General features: G+C 54.7%; 15 protein-coding genes, 2 tRNA genes and 3 rRNA genes. 4 read left to right on the forward strand and 16 right to left on the reverse strand.

The features are described 5' to 3' along the window. Positions 1-166 precede the first annotated feature (166 nt). The 11 genes from rrf to rluD form a co-directional block, all read right to left on the reverse strand. A 5S ribosomal RNA gene (rrf, locus tag Q3Y66_RS16165) occupies positions 167-282 on the reverse strand. A gap of 145 nt (positions 283-427) precedes the next feature. Next, positions 428-3,320: ribosomal RNA gene (locus Q3Y66_RS16170) — 23S ribosomal RNA — on the reverse strand. A 256-nt stretch (positions 3,321-3,576) separates the two neighbouring features. Beyond that, a tRNA-Ala gene (locus Q3Y66_RS16175) sits at positions 3,577-3,652 on the reverse strand. 106 nt (positions 3,653-3,758) lie between these two features. Next, positions 3,759-3,835, reverse strand: a tRNA-Ile gene (locus tag Q3Y66_RS16180). A 112-nt stretch (positions 3,836-3,947) separates the two neighbouring features. After that, positions 3,948-5,480 (reverse strand): 16S ribosomal RNA (locus Q3Y66_RS16185). The 16S, 23S and 5S rRNA genes sit together here with 2 tRNA genes alongside, the layout of an rRNA operon. Positions 5,481-5,935: 455 nt before the next feature. Then, complete coding sequence (gene pssA / locus Q3Y66_RS16190) at positions 5,936-6,826, reverse strand: CDP-diacylglycerol--serine O-phosphatidyltransferase (protein ID WP_008959216.1); 891 nt, start codon at positions 6,824-6,826, stop codon at positions 5,936-5,938. A gap of 221 nt (positions 6,827-7,047) precedes the next feature. Beyond that, positions 7,048-7,539: an acetolactate synthase small subunit gene (ilvN, locus tag Q3Y66_RS16195; RefSeq protein WP_007113940.1), complete on the reverse strand. Its 492-nt coding sequence runs from the start codon at positions 7,537-7,539 to the stop codon at positions 7,048-7,050. Next, positions 7,539-9,263: an acetolactate synthase 3 large subunit gene (locus tag Q3Y66_RS16200; RefSeq protein ID WP_008959217.1), complete on the reverse strand. Its 1,725-nt coding sequence runs from the start codon at positions 9,261-9,263 to the stop codon at positions 7,539-7,541. The genes ilvN and Q3Y66_RS16200 overlap by 1 nt, the downstream gene beginning before the upstream one ends. A 434-nt stretch (positions 9,264-9,697) precedes the next feature. After that, positions 9,698-12,277 (reverse strand): ATP-dependent chaperone ClpB, encoded by a 2,580-nt coding sequence (clpB, locus tag Q3Y66_RS16205; protein WP_008959218.1) that lies wholly within the window; start codon positions 12,275-12,277, stop codon positions 9,698-9,700. A 145-nt stretch (positions 12,278-12,422) separates the two neighbouring features. Next, a complete protein-coding gene (gene pgeF / locus Q3Y66_RS16210) occupies positions 12,423-13,178 on the reverse strand; it encodes a peptidoglycan editing factor PgeF (protein ID WP_008959219.1) in 756 nt (251 codons plus the stop codon). Further along, positions 13,175-14,134 carry a 23S rRNA pseudouridine(1911/1915/1917) synthase RluD gene (rluD, locus tag Q3Y66_RS16215; RefSeq protein WP_008959220.1) on the reverse strand — a complete coding sequence of 320 codons (960 nt, stop codon included), beginning with the start codon at positions 14,132-14,134 and terminating at the stop codon, positions 13,175-13,177. Before rluD ends, pgeF begins: the two co-directional genes overlap by 4 nt. Positions 14,135-14,351: 217 nt before the next feature. Between rluD and Q3Y66_RS16220 the strand changes: the two genes are divergently transcribed. Continuing rightward, complete coding sequence (locus tag Q3Y66_RS16220) at positions 14,352-15,167, forward strand: outer membrane protein assembly factor BamD (protein WP_008959221.1); 816 nt, start codon at positions 14,352-14,354, stop codon at positions 15,165-15,167. A gap of 99 nt (positions 15,168-15,266) precedes the next feature. Here Q3Y66_RS16220 and Q3Y66_RS16225 read toward each other — a convergent pair whose 3' ends face one another. Next, on the reverse strand, positions 15,267-16,901 hold the full coding sequence (locus Q3Y66_RS16225; protein ID WP_008959222.1) for an NAD+ synthase: 1,635 nt from the start codon (positions 16,899-16,901) through the stop codon (positions 15,267-15,269). Positions 16,902-17,037: 136 nt separating this feature from the next. On the opposite strand from Q3Y66_RS16225, the gene Q3Y66_RS16230 reads away from it, so the two are divergent. Continuing rightward, positions 17,038-17,310, forward strand: coding sequence for a PP0621 family protein (locus tag Q3Y66_RS16230; protein WP_008959223.1), 273 nt, complete (start codon positions 17,038-17,040; stop codon positions 17,308-17,310). On the opposite strand, the gene thiO is transcribed toward Q3Y66_RS16230, so the two are convergent. Then, positions 17,307-18,410: a glycine oxidase ThiO gene (gene thiO / locus Q3Y66_RS16235; protein WP_008959224.1), complete on the reverse strand. Its 1,104-nt coding sequence runs from the start codon at positions 18,408-18,410 to the stop codon at positions 17,307-17,309. The two genes, Q3Y66_RS16230 and thiO, sit on opposite strands and share 4 nt — an antisense overlap. Positions 18,411-18,544: 134 nt before the next feature. Between thiO and Q3Y66_RS16240 the strand changes: the two genes are divergently transcribed. Continuing rightward, positions 18,545-19,081, forward strand: a complete 537-nt coding sequence (locus Q3Y66_RS16240; protein ID WP_008959225.1) for a GspH/FimT family pseudopilin — start codon at positions 18,545-18,547, stop codon at positions 19,079-19,081. Between the two features lie 23 nt (positions 19,082-19,104). Here Q3Y66_RS16240 and trxB read toward each other — a convergent pair whose 3' ends face one another. Then, a complete protein-coding gene (gene trxB, locus Q3Y66_RS16245; protein WP_008959226.1) occupies positions 19,105-20,058 on the reverse strand; it encodes a thioredoxin-disulfide reductase in 954 nt (317 codons plus the stop codon). A gap of 284 nt (positions 20,059-20,342) precedes the next feature. Here trxB and acnA point away from each other — a divergent pair, with 284 nt between their 5' ends. After that, positions 20,343-23,075, forward strand: coding sequence for an aconitate hydratase AcnA (gene acnA, locus Q3Y66_RS16250; protein ID WP_008959227.1), 2,733 nt, complete (start codon positions 20,343-20,345; stop codon positions 23,073-23,075). Positions 23,076-23,162: 87 nt separating this feature from the next. On the opposite strand, the gene Q3Y66_RS16255 is transcribed toward acnA, so the two are convergent. Then, on the reverse strand, positions 23,163-24,842 hold the full coding sequence (locus Q3Y66_RS16255) for an NAD-dependent malic enzyme (RefSeq protein ID WP_008959228.1): 1,680 nt from the start codon (positions 24,840-24,842) through the stop codon (positions 23,163-23,165). Positions 24,843-25,078: 236 nt separating this feature from the next. Beyond that, on the reverse strand, positions 25,079-26,290 hold the full coding sequence (locus Q3Y66_RS16260) for a YeeE/YedE family protein (RefSeq protein ID WP_008959229.1): 1,212 nt from the start codon (positions 26,288-26,290) through the stop codon (positions 25,079-25,081). Positions 26,291-26,396: the final 106 nt, after the last annotated feature.

The raw sequence follows: 26,396 nt of genomic DNA on the forward strand, positions 1-26,396 counted from the left end.
AAGTACATCAAAACTTCATCGGATCGATGGTTCAGTACCACAGAAACCCAAGAAGAGCATTAAGCCCGCCTCATAAATAAGTTGGGCTAAAAGGTGCTACGCGCCATACATGCCTAGCGCCCAACAAAAAACCCAGCCGGGTGGCTGGGTTTTCTGCGGTATAAGTGCCTGACAATGACCTACTCTCGCATGGGGAGACCCCACACTACCATCGGCGCTAAGCGGTTTCACTGCTGAGTTCGGCAAGGGATCAGGTGGTTCACGCGTGCTATGGTCGTCAGGCGTAACTGGCTATGTACATCATGCTGAAGCGTACTTGCTAAATTGTGATCGTCTCATCGTGCTGCCTGGGCTCTTATCGAGTCAGGCCACACGCTGCGTATCCGGTTTCTTCGTCATCATCGCGACCAGACCCCTTGGGTGTTATAGGGTCAAGCCTCACGGGCCATTAGTACACGTTAGCTCAACGCCTTGCAGCGCTTCCACACCGTGCCTATCAACCAGCTGGTCTCGCTGGGCCCTTCAGGAGGCTCTAGGCCTCAGGGATGTCTCATCTTGAAGGGGGCTTCCCGCTTAGATGCTTTCAGCGGTTATCCCGTCCGACCATAGCTACCCGGCAATGCCACTGGCGTGACAACCGGAACACCAGAGGGTCGTCCACTCCGGTCCTCTCGTACTAGGAGCAGCCCTTCTCAAACATCCAACGCCCACGGCAGATAGGGACCGAACTGTCTCACGACGTTCTAAACCCAGCTCGCGTACCACTTTAAATGGCGAACAGCCATACCCTTGGGACCGACTTCAGCCCCAGGATGTGATGAGCCGACATCGAGGTGCCAAACACCGCCGTCGATGTGAACTCTTGGGCGGTATCAGCCTGTTATCCCCGGAGTACCTTTTATCCGTTGAGCGATGGCCCTTCCATACAGAACCACCGGATCACTAGAACCTGCTTTCGCACCTGCTCGACGTGTCTGTCTCGCAGTCAAGCACCCTTATGCTCTTGCACTCAATGCACGATGTCCGACCGTGCTGAGGGTACCTTCGTGCTCCTCCGTTACTCTTTAGGAGGAGACCGCCCCAGTCAAACTACCCACCACACACTGTCCTCGATCCGGATAACGGACCTGAGTGAGAACGCCAATGATGCCAGGCTGGTATTTCAAGGTTGGCTCCCTTCGAACTGGCGTCCAAAGTTCAAAGCCTCCCAGCTATCCTACACAGGCAACATCAGCGTCCAGTGTGAAGCTATAGTAAAGGTTCACGGGGTCTTTCCGTCTAGCCGCGGGTACACCGCATCTTCACGGCGATTTCAATTTCACTGAGTCTCGGGTGGAGACAGCGTGGCCATCATTACGCCATTCGTGCAGGTCGGAACTTACCCGACAAGGAATTTCGCTACCTTAGGACCGTTATAGTTACGGCCGCCGTTTACCGGGGCTTCAATCAAGAGCTTCGCCTTGCGGCTAACACCATCATTTAACCTTCCGGCACCGGGCAGGCGTCACACCCTATACGTCCGCTTGCGCGTTAGCAGAGTGCTGTGTTTTTAATAAACAGTTGCAGCCACCTGGTATCTTCGACCGGTTCGGGCTTAGAGAGCAAGTCTCATCACCCTACGCCGGCGTGCCTTCTCCCGAAGTTACGGCACCATTTTGCCTAGTTCCTTCACCCGAGTTCTCTCAAGCGCCTTGGGATTCTCTCCCTGACCACCTGTGTCGGTTTGGGGTACGGTCGCACATGATCTGAAGCTTAGAGGCTTTTCCTGGAAGCGTGGCATCAGTGACTTCCTGACCGTGGTCAGTTCGTTTCGTGTCTCGGCCTGAAAAGGGTCCGGATTTACCTAAACCCTCAGCCTACTCACTTTCACCAGGACAACCAACGCCTGGCTCACCTAGCCTTCTTCGTCCCCCCATCGCAACCATGTCCGGTACGGGAATATTGACCCGTTTCCCATCGACTACGCCTTTCGGCCTCGCCTTAGGGGCCGACTCACTCTGCTCCGATTAGCGTCGAACAGAAACCCTTGGTCTTCCGGCGAGGGAGTTTTTCACTCCCTTTATCGTTACTCATGTCAGCATTCGCACTCGTGATACCTCCAGCAGACTTCTCAATCCACCTTCATTGGCGTACACGACGCTCCTCTACCGCTCATCCTAAAAGGATGAACCCGTAGCTTCGGTACCTGGTTTAGCCCCGTTACATCTTCCGCGCAGGCCGACTCGACTAGTGAGCTATTACGCTTTCTTTAAAGGATGGCTGCTTCTAAGCCAACCTCCTAGCTGTCTGAGCCTTCCCACATCGTTTCCCACTTAACCAGGATTTCGGGACCTTAGCTGACGGTCTGGGTTGTTTCCCTTTTCACGACGGACGTTAGCACCCGCCGTGTGTCTCCCACGCGTTACTCACCGGTATTCGGAGTTTGCCTCGGGTTGGTAAGTCGGGATGACCCCCTAGCCGAAACAGTGCTCTACCCCCGGCGGTACTACATGAGGCGCTACCTAAATAGCTTTCGAGGAGAACCAGCTATCTCCGAGCTTGATTAGCCTTTCACTCCGATCCACAAGTCATCCAAATCTTTTTCAACAGATCCTGGTTCGGGCCTCCAGTTGATGTTACTCAACCTTCACCCTGCTCATGGATAGATCGCTCGGTTTCGGGTCTATATCCAGCGACTGTGTCGCCCAGTTAAGACTCGGTTTCCCTACGGCTCCCCTATACGGTTAACCTCGCCACTGAATATAAGTCGCTGACCCATTATACAAAAGGTACGCAGTCACAGAACAAGTCTGCTCCTACTGCTTGTACGCACACGGTTTCAGGATCTATTTCACTCCCCTCTCCGGGGTTCTTTTCGCCTTTCCCTCACGGTACTGGTTCACTATCGGTCAGCCAGGAGTATTTAGCCTTGGAGGATGGTCCCCCCGTCTTCAGTCAAGGTTTCTCGTGCCCCGACCTACTCGATTTCACATGATCAGATTTTCGACTACGGGGCTATCACCCGCTACGGCCACGCTTCCCAGCGTGTTCGCCTAATCAGTCACATGCTTAAGGGCTGGTCCCCGTTCGCTCGCCGCTACTAGGGGAATCTCGGTTGATTTCTTTTCCTCAGGGTACTTAGATGTTTCAGTTCCCCTGGTTCGCCTCGTACACCTATGTATTCAGTGCACGATACCGATCTTATGATCGGTGGGTTTCCCCATTCAGAAATGCCCGGGTCACAGGTTGTTGCCACCTCACCGAGCCTTATCGCAGGCTACCACGTCTTTCATCGCCTCTGGCTGCCTAGGCATCCACCGTGTGCGCTTCATTGCTTGACCCTATAACCCGAAGGAGTCTGGACTCGCAATGATCACGTTTCATTTTGCCGGATACGCTGACGCGTATCACAATTTAAGAAGCACTTCTTGCGAAGTGTTCTTGTCAGCATGATATACATTGTTAAAGAGCAGCTGTTCAATGAACAGTGATAAAGCGGCGGGCGATAACTAAAACAGCAGTTACAGCACAGCGACTTATCAGTGGTCACGAAACATTCACAAACGGTACTTAAGGTAAAACAGCGTAGCAACGTAATGGTGGAGCCAAGCGGGATCGAACCGCTGACCTCCTGCGTGCAAGGCAGGCGCTCTCCCAGCTGAGCTATGGCCCCATTAACGCTCTGCTTTTTCCGGGTAATTTTATTCATGCCAAGGCATTTTATAGCGATGCATAGCCTGCTATGCGAGGTATAAAATAACGTAGGAATGGATAAAATTTGGTGGGTCTGGGCAGACTTGAACTGCCGACCTCACCCTTATCAGGGGTGCGCTCTAACCAACTGAGCTACAGACCCGGCTATTTAACCATCACGCTTAAAAAGCACGTAACAGCTAAACTAACTACCGTTTGCTCTATCTTTGATCAGGTAATTCATTGTGGACGCTTACTAACTGTGACGCATCGTTTAAGGAGGTGATCCAGCCGCAGGTTCCCCTACGGCTACCTTGTTACGACTTCACCCCAGTCATGAACCACACCGTGGTGATCGCCCTCTTGCGTTAGGCTAACCACTTCTGGTGCAGTCCACTCCCATGGTGTGACGGGCGGTGTGTACAAGGCCCGGGAACGTATTCACCGTGACATTCTGATTCACGATTACTAGCGATTCCGACTTCACGGAGTCGAGTTGCAGACTCCGATCCGGACTGAGACCGGCTTTAAGGGATTCGCTGACTCTCGCGAGCTCGCAGCCCTTTGTACCGGCCATTGTAGCACGTGTGTAGCCCTACCCGTAAGGGCCATGATGACTTGACGTCGTCCCCACCTTCCTCCGGTTTGTCACCGGCAGTCTCCTTAGAGTTCCCACCATTACGTGCTGGCAAATAAGGACAAGGGTTGCGCTCGTTACGGGACTTAACCCAACATTTCACAACACGAGCTGACGACAGCCATGCAGCACCTGTCTCTGCGTTCCCGAAGGCACTAAGGTATCTCTACCAAATTCGCAGGATGTCAAGGGTAGGTAAGGTTCTTCGCGTTGCATCGAATTAAACCACATGCTCCACCGCTTGTGCGGGCCCCCGTCAATTCATTTGAGTTTTAACCTTGCGGCCGTACTCCCCAGGCGGTCGACTTATCGCGTTAACTTCGCCACAAAGTGCGCTAGGCACCCAACGGCTGGTCGACATCGTTTACGGCGTGGACTACCAGGGTATCTAATCCTGTTTGCTACCCACGCTTTCGCACCTCAGTGTCAGTGTCAGTCCAGAAGGCCGCCTTCGCCACTGGTATTCCTCCCGATCTCTACGCATTTCACCGCTACACCGGGAATTCTACCTTCCTCTCCTGCACTCTAGCCTGACAGTTCCGGATGCCGTTCCCAGGTTGAGCCCGGGGCTTTCACAACCGGCTTATCAAGCCACCTACGCGCGCTTTACGCCCAGTAATTCCGATTAACGCTTGCACCCTCCGTATTACCGCGGCTGCTGGCACGGAGTTAGCCGGTGCTTCTTCTGCGAGTGATGTCTTTCCTGCCGGGTATTAACCGACAGGCGTTCTTCCTCGCTGAAAGTGCTTTACAACCCGAGGGCCTTCTTCACACACGCGGCATGGCTGGATCAGGGTTGCCCCCATTGTCCAATATTCCCCACTGCTGCCTCCCGTAGGAGTTCGGGCCGTGTCTCAGTCCCGATGTGGCTGATCATCCTCTCAGACCAGCTACGGATCGTCGCCTTGGTAAGCCATTACCTTACCAACTAGCTAATCCGACATAGGCTCATCCAATAGCGGGAGCCGAAGCCCCCTTTCTCCCGTAGGACGTATGCGGTATTAGCCTGGGTTTCCCCAGGTTATCCCCCACTATCGGGCAGATTCCTATGCATTACTCACCCGTCCGCCGCTCGTCAGCATCTAGCAAGCTAGATCTGTTACCGCTCGACTTGCATGTGTTAGGCCTGCCGCCAGCGTTCAATCTGAGCCATGATCAAACTCTTCAGTTTACAATCATTGTGATCCTTACTCGCTTACCTACGAACTAGCCGAAGGCAGCAAAAGCGGATCAAACTTGGCTCAAGGTTCAAACGAATTCATTTCAATTTACATTGTCATGACCGCTTGCCTTGATATTTGGTGATTTGTCACCAACGTCAGCAAGCGCCCACATGAATTACCTGATCAAATTGTTAAAGAGCTGTTTCGCTGTGCTTGACTGGCGAGCCGTTGAACTGGCTTGCCGCAGCGAGGAAGGCGTATTCTACGCATTTCCTGGTGGTTGTCAACCGCTGTGTTTAGCGGGTGAAGCGAGCGATAAAAAATGCGCTAACTTCCTGACAAACCAAGGCTTTTATACCTTATACACCGCTGGTAACGCTTGGCGTCCCCGGCAGCGGATGCGTACTTTACGGTTTCGCGGCCGGGTTGGCAAGAGGTTTATTAAAATGAGTAGGAAAAACTTTCAGCTCTTAGGTTTTGCTTTGCGCATTACGGCCAACACAGGCCCGGAAGCGACATAAGTACCAAACAGTAATAGCAGCATTACTGAAGGTTCAACCGAGATCATCACAAACGCCAATACAATGGCTAACAGCACAACAAAAGGTACCGGCTTTTTAAAATCGAGGTCCTTAAAGCTGTAATAACGGATGTTACTCACCATCAATACGCCTGCTGCTGCCACCACCACCAACATCAACAGTTTGAAACCAAAGGCATCAGCGTCAAAGCTATGGAAGGTCCATACACTCGCGGCTACCAATGCTGCGGCAGAGGGGCTCGGCAAGCCGATAAACCATTTTTTATCCACGCTACCAATCTGCACATTGAAGCGCGCTAGGCGAAGCGCGGCACAGGCAACATAAAGAAAGGCGACTACCCAGCCGGTTTTACCGATATCCTGCAGAATCCAGGTAAAAGCGACTAATGCAGGCGCCATCCCAAACGAGATCATATCCGCCAAGCTGTCGTATTCGGCCCCAAACTCACTTTGCGTATTGGTCATTCGCGCAACACGGCCATCCAAGCCATCCAGCACCATCGCAATAAAGATCGCGACGGCAGCTGAGGTAAACTCACCATTAATGCCAGCGACAACCGCAAAGAAACCGGCAAACAGCGCCGAAGTGGTAAATAAATTAGGGAGTAAATAGATACCACGGCGGCGAATCTTTTTGCCGTCTTCAACAGTTTCCTCAACCACTTCGGTTTCACGTAAGAAGGCAGTCGCCAAATCCTCGTTACCAACTACTTCTGATTGGTCAGTACTATCTTGCTGTTCAGCCGTATCAGGCTGGCCTGGATTTGACTGATCAGAGTTTGAGTGCTCTTGATCGCGAGCGTCCTGTGTCATAGGTTTCATCCATTAAAAGTGAAGTCACGGGAACAGTAGTCGCTTTCATTCTACACGGTGAGTGCCACTCAGCCAGCCAATTGCTGTATTGATGCCTTGTGGGAGCTGGCGTTAACAGGCTAATAACTAAAAAGCGCCGCTCTGGGAAAGAAGCGACGCTTATGCTTACGTTTAGGTGCTTGCTTTTAAGGGCTAGCTGTAAAGGCTGCGTACTTTCGGGCTTAGAGCGACAAAACCTTATCACCCCGGGCAATCCCCGAAACCCCAGTACGGGCGACTTCAAGAATACCCACCGGCGCCATGGCCTGAAGGAAAGCATCTAGCTTGCCCGCATCGCCGGTGATCTGCACCGTGTACAGGCTTGGCGTCACATCGACGATCTGCGCACGGAAGATATCCACCGTACGTTTCACTTCATCACGCGCCGCACCAAGCGCCTTCACCTTGACCAACATCAATTCGCGTTCGATATGGTTACCTTCGGTGAGATCCACCAGTTTCACCACATCGATCAGCTTATTAAGATGCTTGGTGATCTGCTCAATCACCCGGTCATCGCCCACGGTAGTCACCGTTAAGCGCGACAGCGAAGGGTCTTCCGTGGGGGCAACGTTCAGCGTTTCGATGTTGAAGTTACGCTGGGAGAACAACCCGACTACACGTGACAGCGCACCCGGTTCGTTTTCTAACAGAATCGAGATGATATGACGCATCAGGTACGCTCCGTTTTAGACAGCAGCATGTCGCGCATGGCACCTAGCGGTACCTGCATCGGATAGACGTGCTCAAAGGGGTCGACCTTCACGTCAAGAAACACCAGCTCATGCTTATCAGCAAACGCACGCTCTAGCGCTGGCTCAAGCTCGTCAAGCGTATTGACGGTAATCGCGGTGAACCCATATGCCTCAATCAACATATGAAAGTCGGGCAGCGACTCCATGTAAGAATGTGCATGACGTGACTTATAGTTCAAATCCTGCCACTGACGCACCATGCCCAGCGATGCATTGTTAAGATTAACGATCTTAACGCCCACCCCGTACTGCTTACAGGTGGAGAGCTCCTGCATCATCATCTGGAAGCTACCTTCACCGGTAATACATACCACGTCATCATCCGGGAAGTTCTGCTTGATACCCATGGCGGCAGGGAAACCAAACCCCATGGTGCCCAATCCACCGGATGTAATCAGCCGGCTGGGTTTATCAAACTTGTAGTACTGGGCCGCGAACATCTGGTGCTGACCCACATCGGTTGTCACGTAGGCTTCGCCGCGGGTCACCCGGCAAACCGCTTCGACCACTTCCTGGGGCTTAAGTGCTTCGCCGGGCTTGGAAGGCTCATAAAGCTTGCCTTCACGGTCGGCACGCCAGCCGTCAATCTTTTCCCACCACTCCGTCAAAGCTTCAGGATGGGCAATTTTATGCCCCTGCACCAAGCTGATCATCTCATTGATAACGCTGGAAGCCGGGCCAACGATGGGCACATCGGCACGTACCGTTTTAGAGATCGAGCTTGGATCGACATCAACGTGAATGATTTTAGCTGTCGGGCAAAACTTCGACGTGTTATTGGTGACTCGGTCGTCAAAGCGCGCCCCAATGGCAATAATCAGGTCGGCGTGATGCATTGCCATATTCGACTCATAAGAGCCGTGCATACCTAGCCAGCCCAAGCACTGACGATCACTTTGCGGATACGCGCCAATGCCCATCAACGTAGTGGTGATCGGATAACCCAACTGTTTGACCAGATCGGTCAAGCCTTCGCTGGCTTTGCCCGTCACCACGCCGCCGCCGGTATAAAACACTGGGCGCTTGGCCTTCAGCATCATTTCGACGGCTTTCTTGATCTGACCAGTATGGCCACGCGTTACCGGGTTGTACGAACGTAGCTTTACCTTTTTCGGGTAAACGTATTCGTAGCGCTCGGTGGGAGCAGTCATGTCTTTTGGGATATCGACCACCACTGGGCCGGGGCGACCGGTCGACGCCAGGTAGAACGCCTTTTTCAACACTTCCGGGATTTCAGAAGGGTGACGGATTGAGAAGCTATGCTTCACGATCGGGCGTGTCACACCGACGATATCGGTTTCCTGGAAGGCGTCTTCACCAATCAGGTGGCTGGCCACCTGGCCACACAGCACTACCATGGGAATGGAATCCATGTAGGCCGTGGCAATACCGGTAACGGCATTCGTGGCACCGGGGCCTGAAGTGACGAGCACGCAGCCCGCTTTGCCCGAGGCGCGAGCATAGCCATCGGCCGCGTGAGTCGCCGCTTGTTCGTGACGCACCAAAATGTGCTTCACCTTGTCCTGGCGGAAGAGCGCATCGTAAATATGCAGCGCTGCACCGCCGGGGTAACCATAAATGTATTCGATGCCCTCATCTTGCAAGAAGCGGGCGATCATATCTGCGCCGGAAAGCAGTTCCACTGTATTTCTCCCCTGGAGGTCTCGAGTGCGATCCGTACCCACACGGGCACGGTGTCGAGTGCGGCGGTATGCCGCTGCCGGCCCTTGCCGGCACCTGATGCCAAACCCTGGCAGATGGCCCGGTTAGGGCCTGCACTCTTATCACGGCAGTTCGCCGTGTCGGGGCGTTGGCCAGGTTGGACGGTTAGCCCAAGCCCGGAAGTCCTTCGGCGGGTAGAGGCCTTCGCCTACCCTTCGCGCGGGGATTAGGGGTTGCCCGTTGAGTCCGCGCCCGCAAATCAGGAACCGACAAGATTCCATTAGCGCCCTCAGCCTGTCAACCTCCGATCGGGCCAAACGCAACAAAGGTCGCAAGAAGCCATTAAAAAAGCCCCGCCAGCAACGCTAGCAGGGCTTTTTCCCTATTCAATTGCGCAAAAAGGCGTTGCCAATGATTAGCTAAACACCAACTTGCCTTCTTCTGCCGTGATATGAATGGTATCACCGGGGGTAAATTTACCCCCCAGCAGGTCTTGCGCCAGCGGGTTTTCAATACGGCTTTGAATCGCCCGTTTGAGTGGCCGCGCCCCATAGACAGGGTCAAAGCCGACTACCGCCAATTGCGCCATGGCTTCAGGACTGACCTCTAGCTTCAGGTCGTGCTCAGCCAGGCGCAACTTCAAGCGCTCCAGCTGAATACCGGCAATCGCCTGGATCTGTTCTTGCCCCAGTGCGTGGAAAACCACCACTTCATCAATACGGTTAATCAGCTCAGGCCGGAAGTGGTTACCCACCACCTCCATGACCAAGTTTTTCATTACTTCATAGTCGCTATCATCTCCCCCCATGCGTTGGATAATATCCGAGCCCATGTTGGAGGTCATTACAATCACGGTATTGCGGAAGTCCACCGTGCGACCCTGTCCATCGGTCAAGCGGCCATCCTCCAGCACCTGTAGCAGGATATTGAAGACATCCGGGTGCGCTTTCTCCACCTCATCCAACAGCAGCACCGAGTAAGGCTTGCGCCGTACGGCCTCGGTTAAGTAGCCGCCCTCTTCGTAGCCGACGTAGCCTGGGGGCGCACCGATCAAGCGGGCCACGGAGTGCTTCTCCATAAACTCCGACATATCGATCCGCACCATCGCCTCTTCGGTATCGAATAGGAAGTTGGCCAGCGACTTACATAGCTCGGTTTTACCTACGCCGGTAGGGCCGAGGAAGAGGAATGACCCATTGGGGCGATTGGGATCTGAAAGCCCTGCCCGTGAGCGGCGCACTGCGTTCGCCACCGCCTCAACGGCTTCATCCTGCCCGATAACCCGCTCGTGCAGCGCCTCTTCCATGCGCAATAGTTTATCGCGCTCGCCTTCAAGCATTTTGGAGACCGGAATACCCGTCCAGCGGGAAACCACTTCAGCGATCTCCTCTTCGGTCACGTTGGAGCGCAGCAATTGGTGGCTTGAGGTATCCGCTTCGCCTTCGCCACTTTCGGCAATTTTCTTTTCGAGTGCTGGAATCTTGCCGTACTGAATTTCCGACATCCGCCCCAGATCACCCTGACGACGCGCCTGTTCTAAATCTAGGCGAGCCTGCTCAAGGTCGGCTTTAAACTGAGCCGCCCCCTGTATACTGGCTTTTTCAGCTTTCCAGATTTCATCCAGGTCTGCGTATTCGCGTTCTAGCTCGTGAATCTGGGCGCTCAAAGCTTCCAAGCGTTTTTTGCTCGCCTCATCGGTCTCTTTCTTGAGCGCTTCTCGCTCCATCTTGAGCTGAATCAAGCGGCGATCTAGGCGGTCCATCGACTCTGGCTTTGAGTCCAGTTCCATACGAATACGCGACGCGGCCTCATCAATCAGGTCAATGGCTTTGTCTGGTAACTGCCGGTCAGAGATATAGCGCGTTGAGAGCTTGGCCGCCGCAATAATCGCCGAGTCGGTAATATCCACGCCATGGTGTACTTCGTAGCGCTCTTTCAGGCCGCGCAGAATCGCCACGGTGTCCTCTTCGGAAGGCTCATCCACCAGCACTTTTTGAAAGCGGCGCTCTAGCGCAGCGTCTTTCTCGATATACTTACGATACTCATCAAGCGTGGTCGCACCGACGCAATGCAGCTCGCCACGAGCAAGCGCAGGCTTAAGCATATTGCCTGCATCCATGGCGCCTTCGGCTTTGCCAGCGCCGACCATGGTGTGCAGTTCATCGATAAACAGAATTACCCGCCCCTCTTCCTGAGAGAGCTCTTTAAGCACCGCTTTCAGACGTTCTTCAAACTCACCTCGGAACTTGGCGCCCGCCAGCAGCGAGCCCATATCCAGCGAGAGCACACGCTTATCTTTTAACCCTTCAGGCACTTCGCCGTTAACGATACGCTGGGCCAACCCCTCGACAATGGCGGTTTTACCCACGCCCGGCTCACCGATTAAAACCGGGTTGTTTTTAGTACGCCGCTGCAGTACTTGAATCGTACGGCGAATTTCGTCGTCGCGACCAATCACCGGATCCAGCTTGCCGTCCAGCGCACGCTGGGTAAGATCCATGGTGTATTTGTTCAACGCTTCACGCTGATCTTCGGCGTTAGCATCGTCCACCGTGGCGCCGCCGCGTAGGCTATTGATAGCCGCTTCGAGGGATTTGCGATTAATACCTGAGTCTTTCAGCAGTTTGGTGAGGGCCGAGTTCATCTCAAGCGCTGCCAGCAGCACTAGCTCACTGGCAATAAACTGATCGCCGCGCTTTTGCGCTTCACGGTCAGTTAAGTTGAACAGCTTGATAAAGTCCCGCGATGGCTGCACTTCACCATCGAACTGGCCTACCTTGGGTAAATTATCCAGTTGCTGTATCAACCCATCGCGCAGACGCGAGGGACTCCCCTCGGCTTTTTCAATCAGGGCTTTAATACCGGTGTCTTTGGTATCGAGCAGAGCCAGCAGCAAATGAGCGGGATCTAGCTGATTATGGCCGCGACCAACGGCCAGTGACTGCGCCTCGGCAATCGCGCTTTGGAGCTTGGCGGTAAATTTATCAAAACGCATGAAATTCCTCCTGGGGGTGCCGTGCGTTTGGACGCACCGCCTAACCCGGCAACTTGTCGTTGAACGTGCTAAACCACGATTAGCTTGACAAGTTAAATGGCGTCAGTTCCATGCTTTTCAAGAGGTGTGTGAACAAACCACTGGTTTAATTGATCCAGATCACACTGGCCATACGGCCGGTTTTACCGCCATCGCGACGGTAGGAGTAGAATCGCGACTCGCAGGCAGTACAGAAGTGGCCGCCACTTATATTGTTTACGCCTAGTGCTTCCAAACGAAACCGCGCCAACCGGTACAAGTCGGCCATGTAATGACCCAGCCGGTAGGGACTATGATCAAAAGCGTCGGCGATGTCAGGATGCACTGCCACAAAGGCACCATAGACCTCCGGGCCAACCTCAAACTGAGCGTTGGAAATCGCGGGGCCCAACCACACAAGGATGTCCTCGGGATCGGTATTCATTGCAGCAATCGTCGCCTCCAGCACTCCACCTGCCAAACCACGCCACCCCGCATGGGCAACGGCGACCTGGGTTCCAGCGCGATTGCACAGCATGACCGGCAGGCAATCTGCTGTCAGCACCACACAGGCGTACTCATTAGAAGTAGCAATGGCAGCATCCGCATCGGCGACGCTAGGTTCAAAAACCTGCTGAACGCGGGCACCGTGGGTCTGATTAAGCCACAGTAGCGGGCGCTCATCCCCGATCTCTTTTTGCAACAGGCGGCGACACAGTGCGACATGGTCGGGGTTATCGCCAACATGAGCAGCTGTATTAAAAGCGGCGAAATCTCCCTGACTAGGCCCTGATTCACGGGTGGTCACAAAGGCTCGTACATTGGCCGGCGCTGGCCAGTCAGGCATTAAAAGCGTCGGCCTTAAATTAATGGCATCGCTCATCTCATCGTCTCATTATCTTCGCGCAGGTAATCCAACAACATTAGCAAATCATCGGGGAGATCGACCTGAAAAGTAACAGTTTCGCCACTGACCGGATGCTTGAAAATCAACTTCCGCGCATGTAGCGCCTGACGCGGAAACTCGCGCAATATCTCCTTCAATGGCTCCGCAGCGCCTGGCGGCAGCTTGGCACGGCCGCCATACATGGGATCACCAATCAACGGATAGCGAGCATGGGCCATATGTACCCGAATTTGGTGGGTACGCCCGGTTTCTAATTTGCACCGCACATGAGTATGCGCACGAAACCGTTCGACCACACGGAAATGGGTAATGGCTGGCTTACCTGCTGTAGTCACCGCTTGGCGCTTACGATCTTTCGGATGACGGCCAATAGGCGCATCAATGGTACTGCCAGAGACCGGCTTACCAATCACCACCGCGTCGTACTGGCGCGACACGCTGCGTGCCTGCAACTGATCCACCAGAACAGTTTGAGCGGGTAGCGTTTTCGCCACCATCATCAAGCCGGTGGTATCTTTATCCAGGCGGTGAACGATACCCGCACGTGGCACTTCAGCAAGCGCCGGGTGATGGTAAAGCAAGGCATTGAGCAGCGTGCCATCCGGGTTGCCTGCAGCGGGATGAACGACCATACCCGCCGCTTTATTAATGACGATTACCGCGTCATCTTCATACACGATATCCAGCGCGATATCCTGCGCTTCAAAGCGCGTATCGTCTTCGATGGTGGCCTGCAGTGCCAACACTTCATCACCGTGCAGCTTGGCTTTCGGCTTGGCTTGCACGCCATCCACGGTTAATTCACCGGCATTAATCCACGCTTTTAAGCGTTCACGTGAGTAATCGCTGAACAACTCCGCCGCCGCTTGGTCTAACCGCGCACCGGCCAGTGTGGCGGGCACACGCTGCGTGTCTTCAACTATTCGAGACATGAAAAACCTCTTTAAAGCGCGAAAAAAACCCCAGCAAGGCGAAAAATCAGCCTCAGCATGGAAAAATCAATATTGACGGCACCTGACGAAACGTCGCTAAGCCTGCGTTTTATGTCGAGGTGTTTTATAGTGGGCGGACTGCGACCTATTCTACCATTTCTACTTATGGCCATCGCCGCTTTTTGGTGATTGAGGCTTGTTTGCAACGAGGATGAAGATGCGCGTTTTTTCAGCTGCCAACCGCTTTGGTGCTCTAGCCCTAAGCCTTGCCCTTTTAGCGGGCTGTGCGAGTAACGACACCAGTGAAGAAGAGGAAGATGAATTTGCTGGGGTGCAGGAGCGCGAGCTCTATGAGTTGGCCCGCACGGCCTTAGACAGCAACCGCTACCCGATCGCGATTGAGCGTTTGGAAGCGCTCGATACACGCTATCCCTTTGGCGCCCATGCTGAGCAGGCACAGCTTGAGCTAATCTATGCCTACTATGAAAACAGTAATTGGGAAGAAGCCCGGGCAGCGGCCAGCCGCTTTATTCGCCTTCACCCCGACCACCCCCAGGTAGACTACGCCTACTATCTTCGCGGCCTTTCGGCGTGGCAAGCAGGCCGTTTCAGCTTGGAGCGCCTGCGCCTGATCGACATCTCCAAGCGCGATCTGGGCGCCTCGCGGGATGCTTACAATGATTTCCGCGAGCTGATCCAGCGTTACCCACAGAGTGAATATGCGCCGGATGCCCAGCAGCGCATCGTCTATCTACGTGAGCTAATGGCCCGCCATGAACTACATGTCGCCGATTATTACCTGCGCCGTGGTGCCTATTTGGCAGCAGTTGAACGCGGCCGCTGGGTCGTCGAAAACTATCCTGAATCAAGCGCCACCCGGGATGCCCTAGCCACCATGGTGGAAGGCTATCAAGGCTTGGACATGGATGATCGCGCCAATGAGGTGTTAGCTGTACTGCGCGAAAACGCGCCTGACCACGAACAGCTGCAGGGCAGCCGTTTTGTACCCAAGCATTTAGGCCAAGATGATTAAAGCCTATAAACATGCTGCAACAATAAAAGCGATACACATCCGCAAAAAAACCACGCCTCGGCGTGGTTTTTTTGTGTTTGCTTTAGTGCTAGGCCTGGCTTATGCGCCGGGCTGCCAGCCATTAACAATCGGGTAGCGGCGGTCCCGGCCAAAACCGCGTGGCGTCACCCGCACGCCAATCGGGGCTTGACGGCGCTTATACTCGCAGCGGTCAACGAGCTTAACCACTTTATAAACGTCTTCCTCGTCAAAACCAGCCGCAATAATTGCCTCAGCGCTCATATCGCCTTCAATGTAGCTGACTAAGATCGCATCGAGCACGTCGTAATCGGGTAAGGAGTCGCTATCTTGCTGATCAGGCGCCAGCTCGGCACTGGGTGGGCGCTCAATCACCCGCTCAGGAATGGCAGGTGATTGCGTGTTGCGCCAGCGGGCAAGACGATAAACCCAGGTTTTATACACATCCTTAATGGCGTTATAGCCGCCCACCATATCGCCATACAGCGTGGCATACCCCACCGCCATTTCGCTCTTGTTGCCGGTGGTCAGCACCATCAAGCCTTTCTTATTGGAAATCGCCATTAGCAGCACACCGCGGCAGCGCGACTGCAGGTTTTCCTCGGTGGTATCGCGTTCCGTACCGGCAAAGCTCTCAGCAAGCGTCCCCATAAAGGCGTCGACCATGGGTTCAATCGGCATGATCTCGTAGTGCACGCCGAGCATATTGGCCTGCTCTGCAGCGTCCTGCTTGGAAATATCCGCCGTGTAGTGGTACGGCATCATCACCGCCTGCACCCGTTGAGGGCCCAGTGCGTCAACCGCAATCGCCAGCGAAAGCGCGGAATCAATGCCGCCGGAAAGCCCCAGCACCACACCATCAAAACCGCTCTTGTTGACGTAATCGCGCAGCCCGGTCACGAGCGCACAGTATAGGCTCTCTTCCGGTTCTACCTCCGGGTCAATCTCTCCGGCTTGGGGTTCCCACACCGTCGCGCTGGTTTGCAAAAACTGAACCGGCATCAGGCCTGCCTGCCAATACGGTGCCAGCACCTGTAACTCACCGCTGGCGTTAACGCAGCAAGAGCCTCCATCAAAGACCAGTTCATCTTGGCCACCGATGGTGTTCACATACACAATTGGAAGCTGCGTATCCTGGGCGTGTTTCTCCAACAGGCGCAGCCGTTCCGCGGGCTTATCCTGGTGATAAGGAGAGGCGTGCAAGGAGACCAGCACCTCAGCGCCCGCTTCCGCGGCGGCCTTAACCGGCGCGCCATCCCATAGGTCTTCGCAGATCACGATGCCCAGTTTGGCGCCTTTATGCTCATACACCAGCGTTTCAGTGCCGGGCGTGAAATAGCGCTGCTCATCGAACACTTGGTAGTTAGGCAGCGCCTGCTTGGCGTATTCAGCTTCCCACTGGCCGTTGTAGAGCACCCCAGCCAAGTTGTAACAGCGACCTTCACGAACCCCTGGGTAGCCAATAATCACCAGCACATCGCGGGCAACTTTTGATGCCATTAGCGCGCGTGCTTCACGTAGGCGGGTTTCCATTGAGGGGCGCAGCAGCAAATCTTCCGGCGGGTAGCCCGACAAAAAAAGCTCAGGAAAGACAACAATATCTGCTCCATGCTCAATCCGCGCTTCGCGCACTGCTTCAATCGCGCGTGCGGCATTGCCGGGAATATCCCCGACCAGAGGATCGAGTTGGGCCATTACCAGCGTTAAGTCTTGCATGGGCGTCAAAATCTCTTGAGAATCTTTGAAATAGGGTTACACCGTCATCGTCGTATTGTCCCGCAAGGGCCGCCAACTGGCAAAGGCCATGCGTCAATCCCAAGCCTAGTTCCCTCATTCGGGAGACAAAATAAGGATGAACCTCTTGATCATTCGGCTGATTATCTTCGCCGTTGTATTTTATGCCGGTTTAAAGCTCTACGGCATCTACCGACAACGTAAGCTTGAGCATGAAGCACAGCATAAACAAGTCAATCGCCATGAAGGCGGTAAAATGGTGCGCTGTCGCTGGTGTGAGGTGCACGTACCCGAAGATGAAGCGCTGCGCGACCACGAGCAGTGGTTCTGCTCCAGCGCCCATCGTGACCGCTTTTTGCAAGAGCAGCAGGATAAAGACGGCGCGCCTTAAACCTGGATAAGCCGCTCGGGCGTAGGCTGGTAAGGCGCGGGGTCGATCAATGGCTCGCGCCCAAGCAGTTGATCTGCCAATAAATGGGTCGAGGCAGGCGCCAATACCAAGCCATTACGATAGTGCCCCGCATTGATGTATACGTTAGGCCATTCTTGAAGGGCGCCGATAAAAGGAATGCCCGCTGGCGAACCAGGGCGAAGCCCGGCCCATTGATGCGCTACCGGGCAGGTTGCCAAGGCAGGCAGAATGGTTTCGGCGCTGTGTTTTAGCGATGCCAGGGCTGCCGCGTCGGTGGTCTTATCAAATCCAGCTTCCTCTAACGTAGAACCGACCAACAGCAACCCGTCTGCACGCGGAATAATATAACGCCCATCTTTTAACACCACACGCTGCACTAACCCTTTGGGTGCCTGGTAAGCGATCATCTGCCCCTTTACCGGCCTTACCGGCAGTTGCACATTCAGCTGCGCCAATAGTTGAGCAGCCCAGGCACCGCCGCACACCACAATGCGCCCAGCGATTAACGGCCCTTGTGAGCTAACCACGCCCTCCACCTGGCCCTCCTTTTGGATAAAGCCACTGACCTCGCACTGCTCTCTCAGCGTTACCTGCGGCATCGCCGTTAGCCACGCCTTCAACGCTTTGGCTAAGCGCGGGTTACGCACACTGCCCAGGGTCGGCATCCATAGCGCACTGTCGCCCGCCATTGCCACGCCAGGCTCTTTATCGCGGACGAAATCTGCCCCTACCCGCTCTAGCGGTTTGCCCAGCTGTCGAGCCCAGCACAGAGCACTATCGGCGTCATCTACGTTCAGGTAGAGCAGCCCTCTTTGGCGATACTCAGGATCAATGCCTGTCTCTTCCAGCAAGCGTAAAGCCAACGAGGGGTAAACCCCTTCTGACCAGCGGGATAGTTGCGATATCGCAGCATCGTATCGCCATGGATAAAGCGGTGAGACGATACCGCCACCGGCCCACGACGCCTCTTTACCGCACTCGCCACGATCCACCAGCGTGACCTGCTGACCCGCATCGGCTAACTGTAGCGCCGTCATCATGCCGATCACGCCGCCACCAATAATTAAGAAATCGCTCACAACATTGTCCGTTTTGGCTTACATAAAAAATAGTGACTATCGCCTAGGATGATTAAACCACCAACTGATCATGGCCGTTGACACCGGGCACTGAGCATAGCGCGGGCAATAACAAGGTCAAGTAAGGAGAGGCGATGAACGATGGCCATAACGGCGCGCGCACGCTACCTGAAAGCGGGTTTACGTTGCTTGAGCTAATGATCACGCTGCTATTAGTCGGCATTATGGCTGCCTGGGGGCTACCTAATTTTCAAGCATTGGGTGAGCGAACCGCGCAGACCAGCGAAGTCAATCGATTACAAAGCGCGTTTTCATTAGCGCGCAATACGGCCATCAGCCAGCGTCGCCAGATCACGCTTTGTCCGGCGGCTGAGGACCGCACGGCATGCAGTAGCGAATGGGGCGGTGAGCTCATGATCGTAAAGGGGGATCAAACAGATAATATTCAAACCGACGATATTTTGCACATTATGCCTGCCGAGCGAGGCACACGAGTAACTTACAGCCGGGGCTGGTCGCGCATTCGCTACAGCTCATTGGGCTATACCAGCGGTTATAACGGCAGTTTTGCTATTTGTTCAGGCAACGGTGCCGAAGAGTCGCAGGGGAAAAAGCTAGTGCTGAGCCAGTTGGGCCGTCTGAGAATCGATGAAGCGCCTATCGATTGCTAGGCGCTTCAGAGCAGAGTGCAACGTTACCCGGCAATACCGTCTAAATAACGCTCGGCATCCAGCGCCGCCATGCAACCGCTACCGGCAGAGGTGATCGCTTGGCGATAAATGTGATCCATGACATCACCGCAGGCAAACACACCCGGCACGCTGGTGGCGGTGGCGTTGCCTTCAAGGCCAGAGGTTACCTTGATGTAGCCGCCGTTCATGGCTAACTGACCTTCAAAAATGCCAGTGTTGGGGCTATGACCAATGGCGATGAAAAGCCCAGGCGCATGGATCTCTTTGCTGGCACCATCTTTAGTGGACTTAACTCGCACCCCAGTAACGCCCGAGTTATCGCCGAGGACTTCCTCGACTTCCTGGAACCACTCAAGGGCGATCTTGCCGGCGGCGGCTTTCTCAAGCAGTTTATCCTGCAGAATCTTTTCTGCCCGCAGCGTATCCCGGCGGTGGACCAGCGTTACTTTGGAAGCAATGTTAGAGAGATAGAGCGCTTCTTCCACGGCGGTGTTACCACCACCGACGACAATGACTTCCTGATTGCGATAGAAAAAGCCATCGCAGGTCGCGCAGGCAGAAACCCCTTGGCCCATAAACTGCTGCTCGGTGGGCAAACCCAGATAACGGGCACTGGCACCGGTGGCGACAATGAGCGCATCGCAGGTATAAATGCCGCTGTCGCCTTTCAACGTGAAGGGTTTTTCGCCTAAGCTGACCTCATTGATATGGTCAAACAGCACTTCGGTATTAAAGCGTTCAGCGTGCTGTTTCATGCGCTCCATCAATTCAGGGCCTTGAACACCTTGCGCATCGCCCGGCCAGTTATCGACATCCGTTGTGGTGGTCAATTGTCCTCCCGCCTGGATACCAGTGATCAGCAATGGCTTCAAGTTTGCCCGTGCTGCATACACAGCGGCCGTATAGCCTGCCGGGCCGGATCCAAGAATAATCAAACGCTCATGACGAGTTTCCATGACACCACCTTGTAAAGATCTGACTGATAGCTTTATTGATAGCTGGGTAAAAGCTTTATAAAAAATTAGGCACAGAGTCTGCCTGAAATGGTGCCAAGTACAAGCTATTGCAAGGTTTCATCTACGCTATTAGGCGAAGAAACCTTGAAAGAGGCGATGCAAACACCCATGTGTTATTACTAAATCACGCCATACTGGGGTAAGCCATACTAGGGTAATCAATACGACAGGAAGATCGTGACCGTTACGCTGAGGGCAACACTCAGCAATCAGAGGAGAGACACATGAGCAAGACACCCGATACGCTAAGTACCTTAGAGGTGGGCAGTAAAACGTACCACTATTACAGCCTACCCAAAGCGGCAGAGGCACTGGGCAGCATTGACCGGCTACCCAAGACGCTCAAAATCCTACTCGAAAATCAGCTGCGCTTCGGCGATGACGAAAGTGTCGCTGAAGAAGACATGCAGGCCCTGGTCGACTGGCAGGCCGAAGGTAAATCCAGCCGTGAAATAGGCTACCGGCCAGCACGTGTCTTAATGCAAGATTTCACCGGCGTCCCTGGCGTGGTGGATTTAGCCTCAATGCGCGCTGCTGTCGAAAGCCTTGGCGAAGACCCAGCCAAGATCAATCCGCTTTCTCCCGTCGATCTGGTCATTGACCACTCGGTCATGGTCGATAAATTTGGTAACCCCGCCGCGTTCCAAGAGAACGTGGATATCGAAATGCAGCGCAACCGCGAGCGCTATGAGTTTCTGCGTTGGGGTCAGCAGGCATTTGACAACTTTAGCGTCGTACCGCCTGGCACCGGCATTTGCCACCAGGTCAACCTGGAGTATCTAGGCAGAGCGGTATGGACCAAAGACGAAGACGGCAAAACCTTCGCCTACCCCGACACGCTCGTGGGCACCGACTCTCACACCACGATGATCAACGGCCTGGGCGTACTCGGCTGGGGTGTAGGTGGTATTGAAGCCGAAGCAGCCATGCTCGGACAGCCGGTGTCGATGCTGATTCCAGAAGTCATCGGGTTTAAATTGTCCGGCAAGCTACGCGAAGGCATTACCGCTACTGACCTAGTACTCACTGTTACCGAAATGCTGCGTAAAAAAGGCGTGGTAGGTAAATTTGTTGAGTTCTACGGCGACGGTTTGAAAGACCTGCCGCTAGCGGATCGCGCGACGATTGCCAATATGGCGCCCGAGTATGGTGCTACCTGCGGTTTCTTCCCGGTAGACGATGAAACCCTGAACTATATGCGCCTAACCGGGCGTGAAGATGAGCAAATTGCGCTGGTTGAAGCCTATAGCAAAGCCCAAGGGCTGTGGCGCGAACCCAGCGATGAGCCGATCTTCACCGATGCGCTGGAACTGGACATGACCGAGGTGGAAGCCAGTCTGGCTGGCCCCAAACGTCCGCAAGACCGGGTCGCCTTACAGGATATGGCGGCAGCCTTTGACAAGTTCATGCAGGAAGATAGCAAGGCCAAGCCAACCGAAAAGGGTAAGTTCTCCTCTGAAGGTGGCCAAACTGCAGTAGGTGTAGAGCGCAGCTTCGAACATGACACCAGTCAAGCCGTTAAGCTTGATGACCATGACTTTAGCCTTGACCCCGGCGCGGTGGTCATCGCGGCCATTACCTCGTGCACTAACACGTCCAACCCCAGCGTTATGATGGCGGCCGGTTTGTTGGCACGTAAAGCCCGTGAAAAGGGCTTAACTACCCAACCGTGGGTGAAAACGTCACTGGCGCCCGGCTCTAAAGTGGTCACCGACTACCTTGCTGCCGCTGGCCTCAATGATGACCTGGATGCGTTAGGCTTCAACTTGGTCGGTTACGGCTGTACCACTTGTATCGGCAACTCCGGCCCGCTGCCTGATGAGATCGAGCAGGCCATTAACGAGGGCGACCTCGCCGTGGCCTCGGTGCTTTCCGGTAACCGCAACTTTGAAGGGCGCGTCCACCCGCTGGTGAAAACCAACTGGCTTGCTTCACCGCCCCTAGTGGTGGCTTACGCCCTGGCAGGTAACGTTCAACGCGACCTTACCAAAGAGCCACTGGGTCAAGGCAGCGACGGTGAGCCTGTCTATCTCAAAGACATCTGGCCCACTCAAGCAGAGATCGCCAGCGCCGTTGAGCAAGTCAATACCGCGATGTTCCGCAAAGAGTATGGCGCGGTGTTTGAGGGTGACGACGTCTGGAAAGCAATCGACGTTTCAGAGAGCAAGGTCTATCAGTGGCCTGAATCTACCTACATTCAGCACCCCCCCTTCTTTGAAGGTATGGGCCGTGAGCCGGATGCCATCGAAGATGTGCACAGTGCCCGGGTGTTGGCGATGCTAGGCGACTCGGTCACCACCGACCATATCTCCCCGGCGGGCGCCATCAAGCCTGACAGCCCCGCCGGGCGCTACCTGCAAGAACACGGCGTCAAACCGGTCGACTTCAACTCCTACGGCTCACGCCGGGGTAACCATGAAGTCATGATGCGCGGCACCTTTGCCAACGTGCGGATCAAAAATGAGATGCTCGACGGCGTGGTTGGTGGTGAGACTCGTCACGTGCCCAGTGGCGAGCAGATGGCCATTTACGATGCCGCGATGAAGTACAAAGAGGAAGGCAAACCGCTGGTCGTGATTGCCGGTAAAGAGTACGGCACCGGCTCTTCACGGGATTGGGCAGCGAAAGGCACGCGTCTGTTGGGCGTTCGTGCCGTGATCGCCGAATCCTTTGAGCGCATCCACCGCTCTAACCTGATCGGCATGGGCGTTGTGCCGCTGCAGTTTGCCGAAGGCGAAAGCCGTAAAACGCTGGGCCTAACCGGGGATGAAGAAATTTCGATTGCCGGTTTGAGCGACCTAACGCCAGGTGGCACGGTCAAAGTGATGATTAAAAATGCCGATGGGGAACGTAGCGTTGATGCCAAGTGCCGAATTGATACGGTAAACGAGCTGGCTTACTACCGTCATGGTGGTATCCTTCACTACGTGCTGCGCAAGATGATCGGCGCAGCCTAAAGGTAAAACCTACCAATGCTTGCATGCCCCCACTTCGGTGGGGGCTTTTTTTGGGCTTGATCTAGCAGATTGCTGATAAGTGCATGCCTAAAAAGCACGGCGGCGGTAAGTGCGGTAATCCGGCGACCAGGACGCCTTTTCAATCAACTCCCGCAGAGTAGTGCCGCTGGTTTTCAGCGCCACGCCGTTCTGCTGCGCCTGGGCAGCCACTTCAAAGGCAATCGACTTGCTGATATCGCGAATACGTGACAGCGGTGGCAGAAGCGCCCCTTTGCCCTCTTTTACCAGCGGTGCTTCACGGGCAAGCGCCCGCGAAGCGCTCATCAGCATCTCATCGGTGACGCGGCTAGCACTGGCGGCAATCACGCCCAACCCGATGCCCGGGAAGATATAGGCATTATTGCACTGAGCGATGGGATACGTGCGCCCGTTATGCACCACCGGCGCAAAGGGGCTACCGGTCGCTACCAGCGCTTGACCATCGGTCCAACGGATAACATCTTCCGGCACCGCCTCTGCTTGCGAGGTCGGGTTGGAGAGCGGCATGATCACGGGGTGCTCACAGCCCGCGTGCATGGTGCGAACAACCTGCTCGGTGAAAATACCGCGTTGCCCGCAGACTCCGATCAACACCGTTGGTTTGATCTGCGCGATCGTCTCCTCCAGGGCTTGACCATTCCAGCCAACCACCACTGAAGGATCATGGGCTAGACGACGCTGGAAGTCGCGCTGCCACGCTTGATCGCTGGTCATCAACCCGTCCCTATCGACGATGAAAATACGTGCCCGTGCCTCGCTTTCAGTCAAGCCTTCGGCTTCCATGGCCACCACCACCTGCTCGGCAATCCCACAGCCCGCAGAACCGCCGCCGACAAACACTACGCGCTGCTGGGCGATGGTTTCTTCACGTGCCTGGCAAGCCGCCATCAAGGTGCCGACCACCACAGAAGCAGTCCCCTGTACGTCGTCGTTGAAGCAGCATAGCTCGTCACGATAACGTTCCAGCAATGGCACCGCGTTGGCCTGGGCAAAGTCTTCAAATTGCAGCAGCACGTTAGGCCAACGGCGCTTCACAGCGGCAATGAACTCTGCCATGAAAGCATCGTACTCTTCTTGCCCTACCCGCTCATGACGCCAACCCATGTACATGGGGTCATCCAACAGCGCTTTATTGTTGGTGCCCACATCGATCATGATAGGGAGCGTGTAGGCAGGGCTGATGCCACCACAGGCGGTATACAGCGCCAGCTTACCGATGGGAATTCCCATCCCACCGATACCCTGGTCGCCCAGGCCTAGAATGCGCTCACCATCCGTCACCACGATGACTTTAACGTTATCTTTGGTGGCGCTGCGCAGGATGTCATCCATATGCTCGCGGTCAGGGTAGCTAATAAACAGCCCGCGGTGATTACGATAAATATTGGAGAATTCCTGACATGCCTGCCCCACCGTGGGGGTATAAATAATCGGCAGCATCTCTTCCAGATGCTGAGAAACCATACGGAAGTAGAGCGTTTCGTTGTCATCTTGAATAGCGCGCAGATGAATGTGTTTCTCAAGGTCACTATGGCACTGCTGGTACTGACGATAGACCCGCTCTAGCTGATCCTCAATGGTTTCCACCTTTTGCGGCAGCAAACCAATCAGGTTAAACGCCAGGCGCTCCTGTTGAGTAAACGCGCTGCCTTTGTTCAATAGCGGCATTTCGAGCAAAGAAGGACCGGCGTAAGGAAGGTATAAAGGGCGTTTACTCTGGGTAGTCATAAGCATTCTCTTTTTATGTCAATCACTGCTGCAATGCAGCAACATCGGGCGTTTGCGGCGTTTGGGCTTAATGTAACATGCTCCTGCTACAAAGGTAGAAGAGAGCGACGTTGTTAACATACAAACGCCCCGGTTGAATGGGCTTCAAACCGGGGCGTCATCTATTTATCTACCCATCTGCCGCCTATTTACTTATTCCTTAACTACTTGGCTACTTGAGGAGCGCTAAGTCAGCATTAACTCGTTTTAGCGGTTGGCTTTCGGCCTTCTACGCCGTTAAAAAAGAAAGGCCTTAATTTAACACCCAGCATATTGCCGGCGAACGCAGCAACCAACCACACCCAGCCATGCAGGCTGCCAGACGCAATGCCGCTGAAGTAGGCGCCGATATTGCAGCCATACGCCAAGCGGGCGCCATACCCCAACAGGAGGCCACCAACGATTGCCGCCAGTAGAGATTTCAATGGAATCTTGAAGTTAGGCGCAAAGCGACCGGCCAAGCTGGCGGCGGCAAGTGCCCCCAGCATAATGCCGACGTTCATTACCGTAGTGATATCGCTCCATACGCTGGCTTCAAGCGCTGCTGCATTACCCGGCGCTTGCCAATAGCCCCATTGGCTTACATCGCCACCAACGAGCGCATAGCTCTTTGCACCCCACAGTGCGAACGCGGAGGTAATTCCCCATGGGCGGCCAGCCAGGGCCAAGGTGACGAAATTCAGTAACGCCAACGCCACGGCACCCGCCACCAATGGCCAAGGCCCTGTCAGCCAACGCTCAGCACTTTGTTTATTGACGGCAGGCGCCTGCTCTAACTGACCATGGCGGCGCTTCTCCATCACCCAGGTGAAAGCAGCAATCGCAGCAAACAGCACCAGGCTAATCGCCACCCCGCCACTGACACCAGCCACGTTGACCAGTGATACCGGCTGAAAGGCCGGCAAACTCTGCCACCAGGCAAAATGCGCCGAGCCAATCACCGAGCCGACAATAAAGAACACCAAGGTGATCAACATACGTGCGTTACCACCGCCCGCTGTAAAAAGCGTACCAGAGGCACACCCACCGCCTAACTGCATACCCAGCCCGAATAAGAATGCCCCCACCAGCACGGAGATACCGATAGGCGCGACAAAGCCCGACACTTCATTACCAAAAAGCGTGCCCACTCCCAACGCAGGGAAAAACAGCACCACCACAATCGCCAGCATCACCATCTGGGCACGCAAGCCACGCCCTCGCCGTTCGGTAATAAATACCCGCCACGCCGAGGTAAAGCCAAAAGCAGCATGATAAAGCACCATGCCAAACAGCCCACCGACAATCATCAACAGGCCCGTATTGGCCTCAAATACCACCCCTATAAGCAACGCGCCAAGCACGATCGCCGCAGTGGCGATAAGCGGCACGCGGTAACTCTGCGGCGCAGCAGCCGTCGTTGTAGACATATATTCACCTTTATCAATGCCAAAAGCGCCTCTTCACGAACAGGCGCTTCCAGACAGAATGGATCCAGTTAGTACGGATAATGATGACAAGCTTAACGCTGCTAAT

Source organism: Halomonas sp. HAL1, assembly GCF_030544485.1.
Lineage (GTDB): Bacteria > Pseudomonadota > Gammaproteobacteria > Pseudomonadales > Halomonadaceae > Vreelandella > Vreelandella arctica.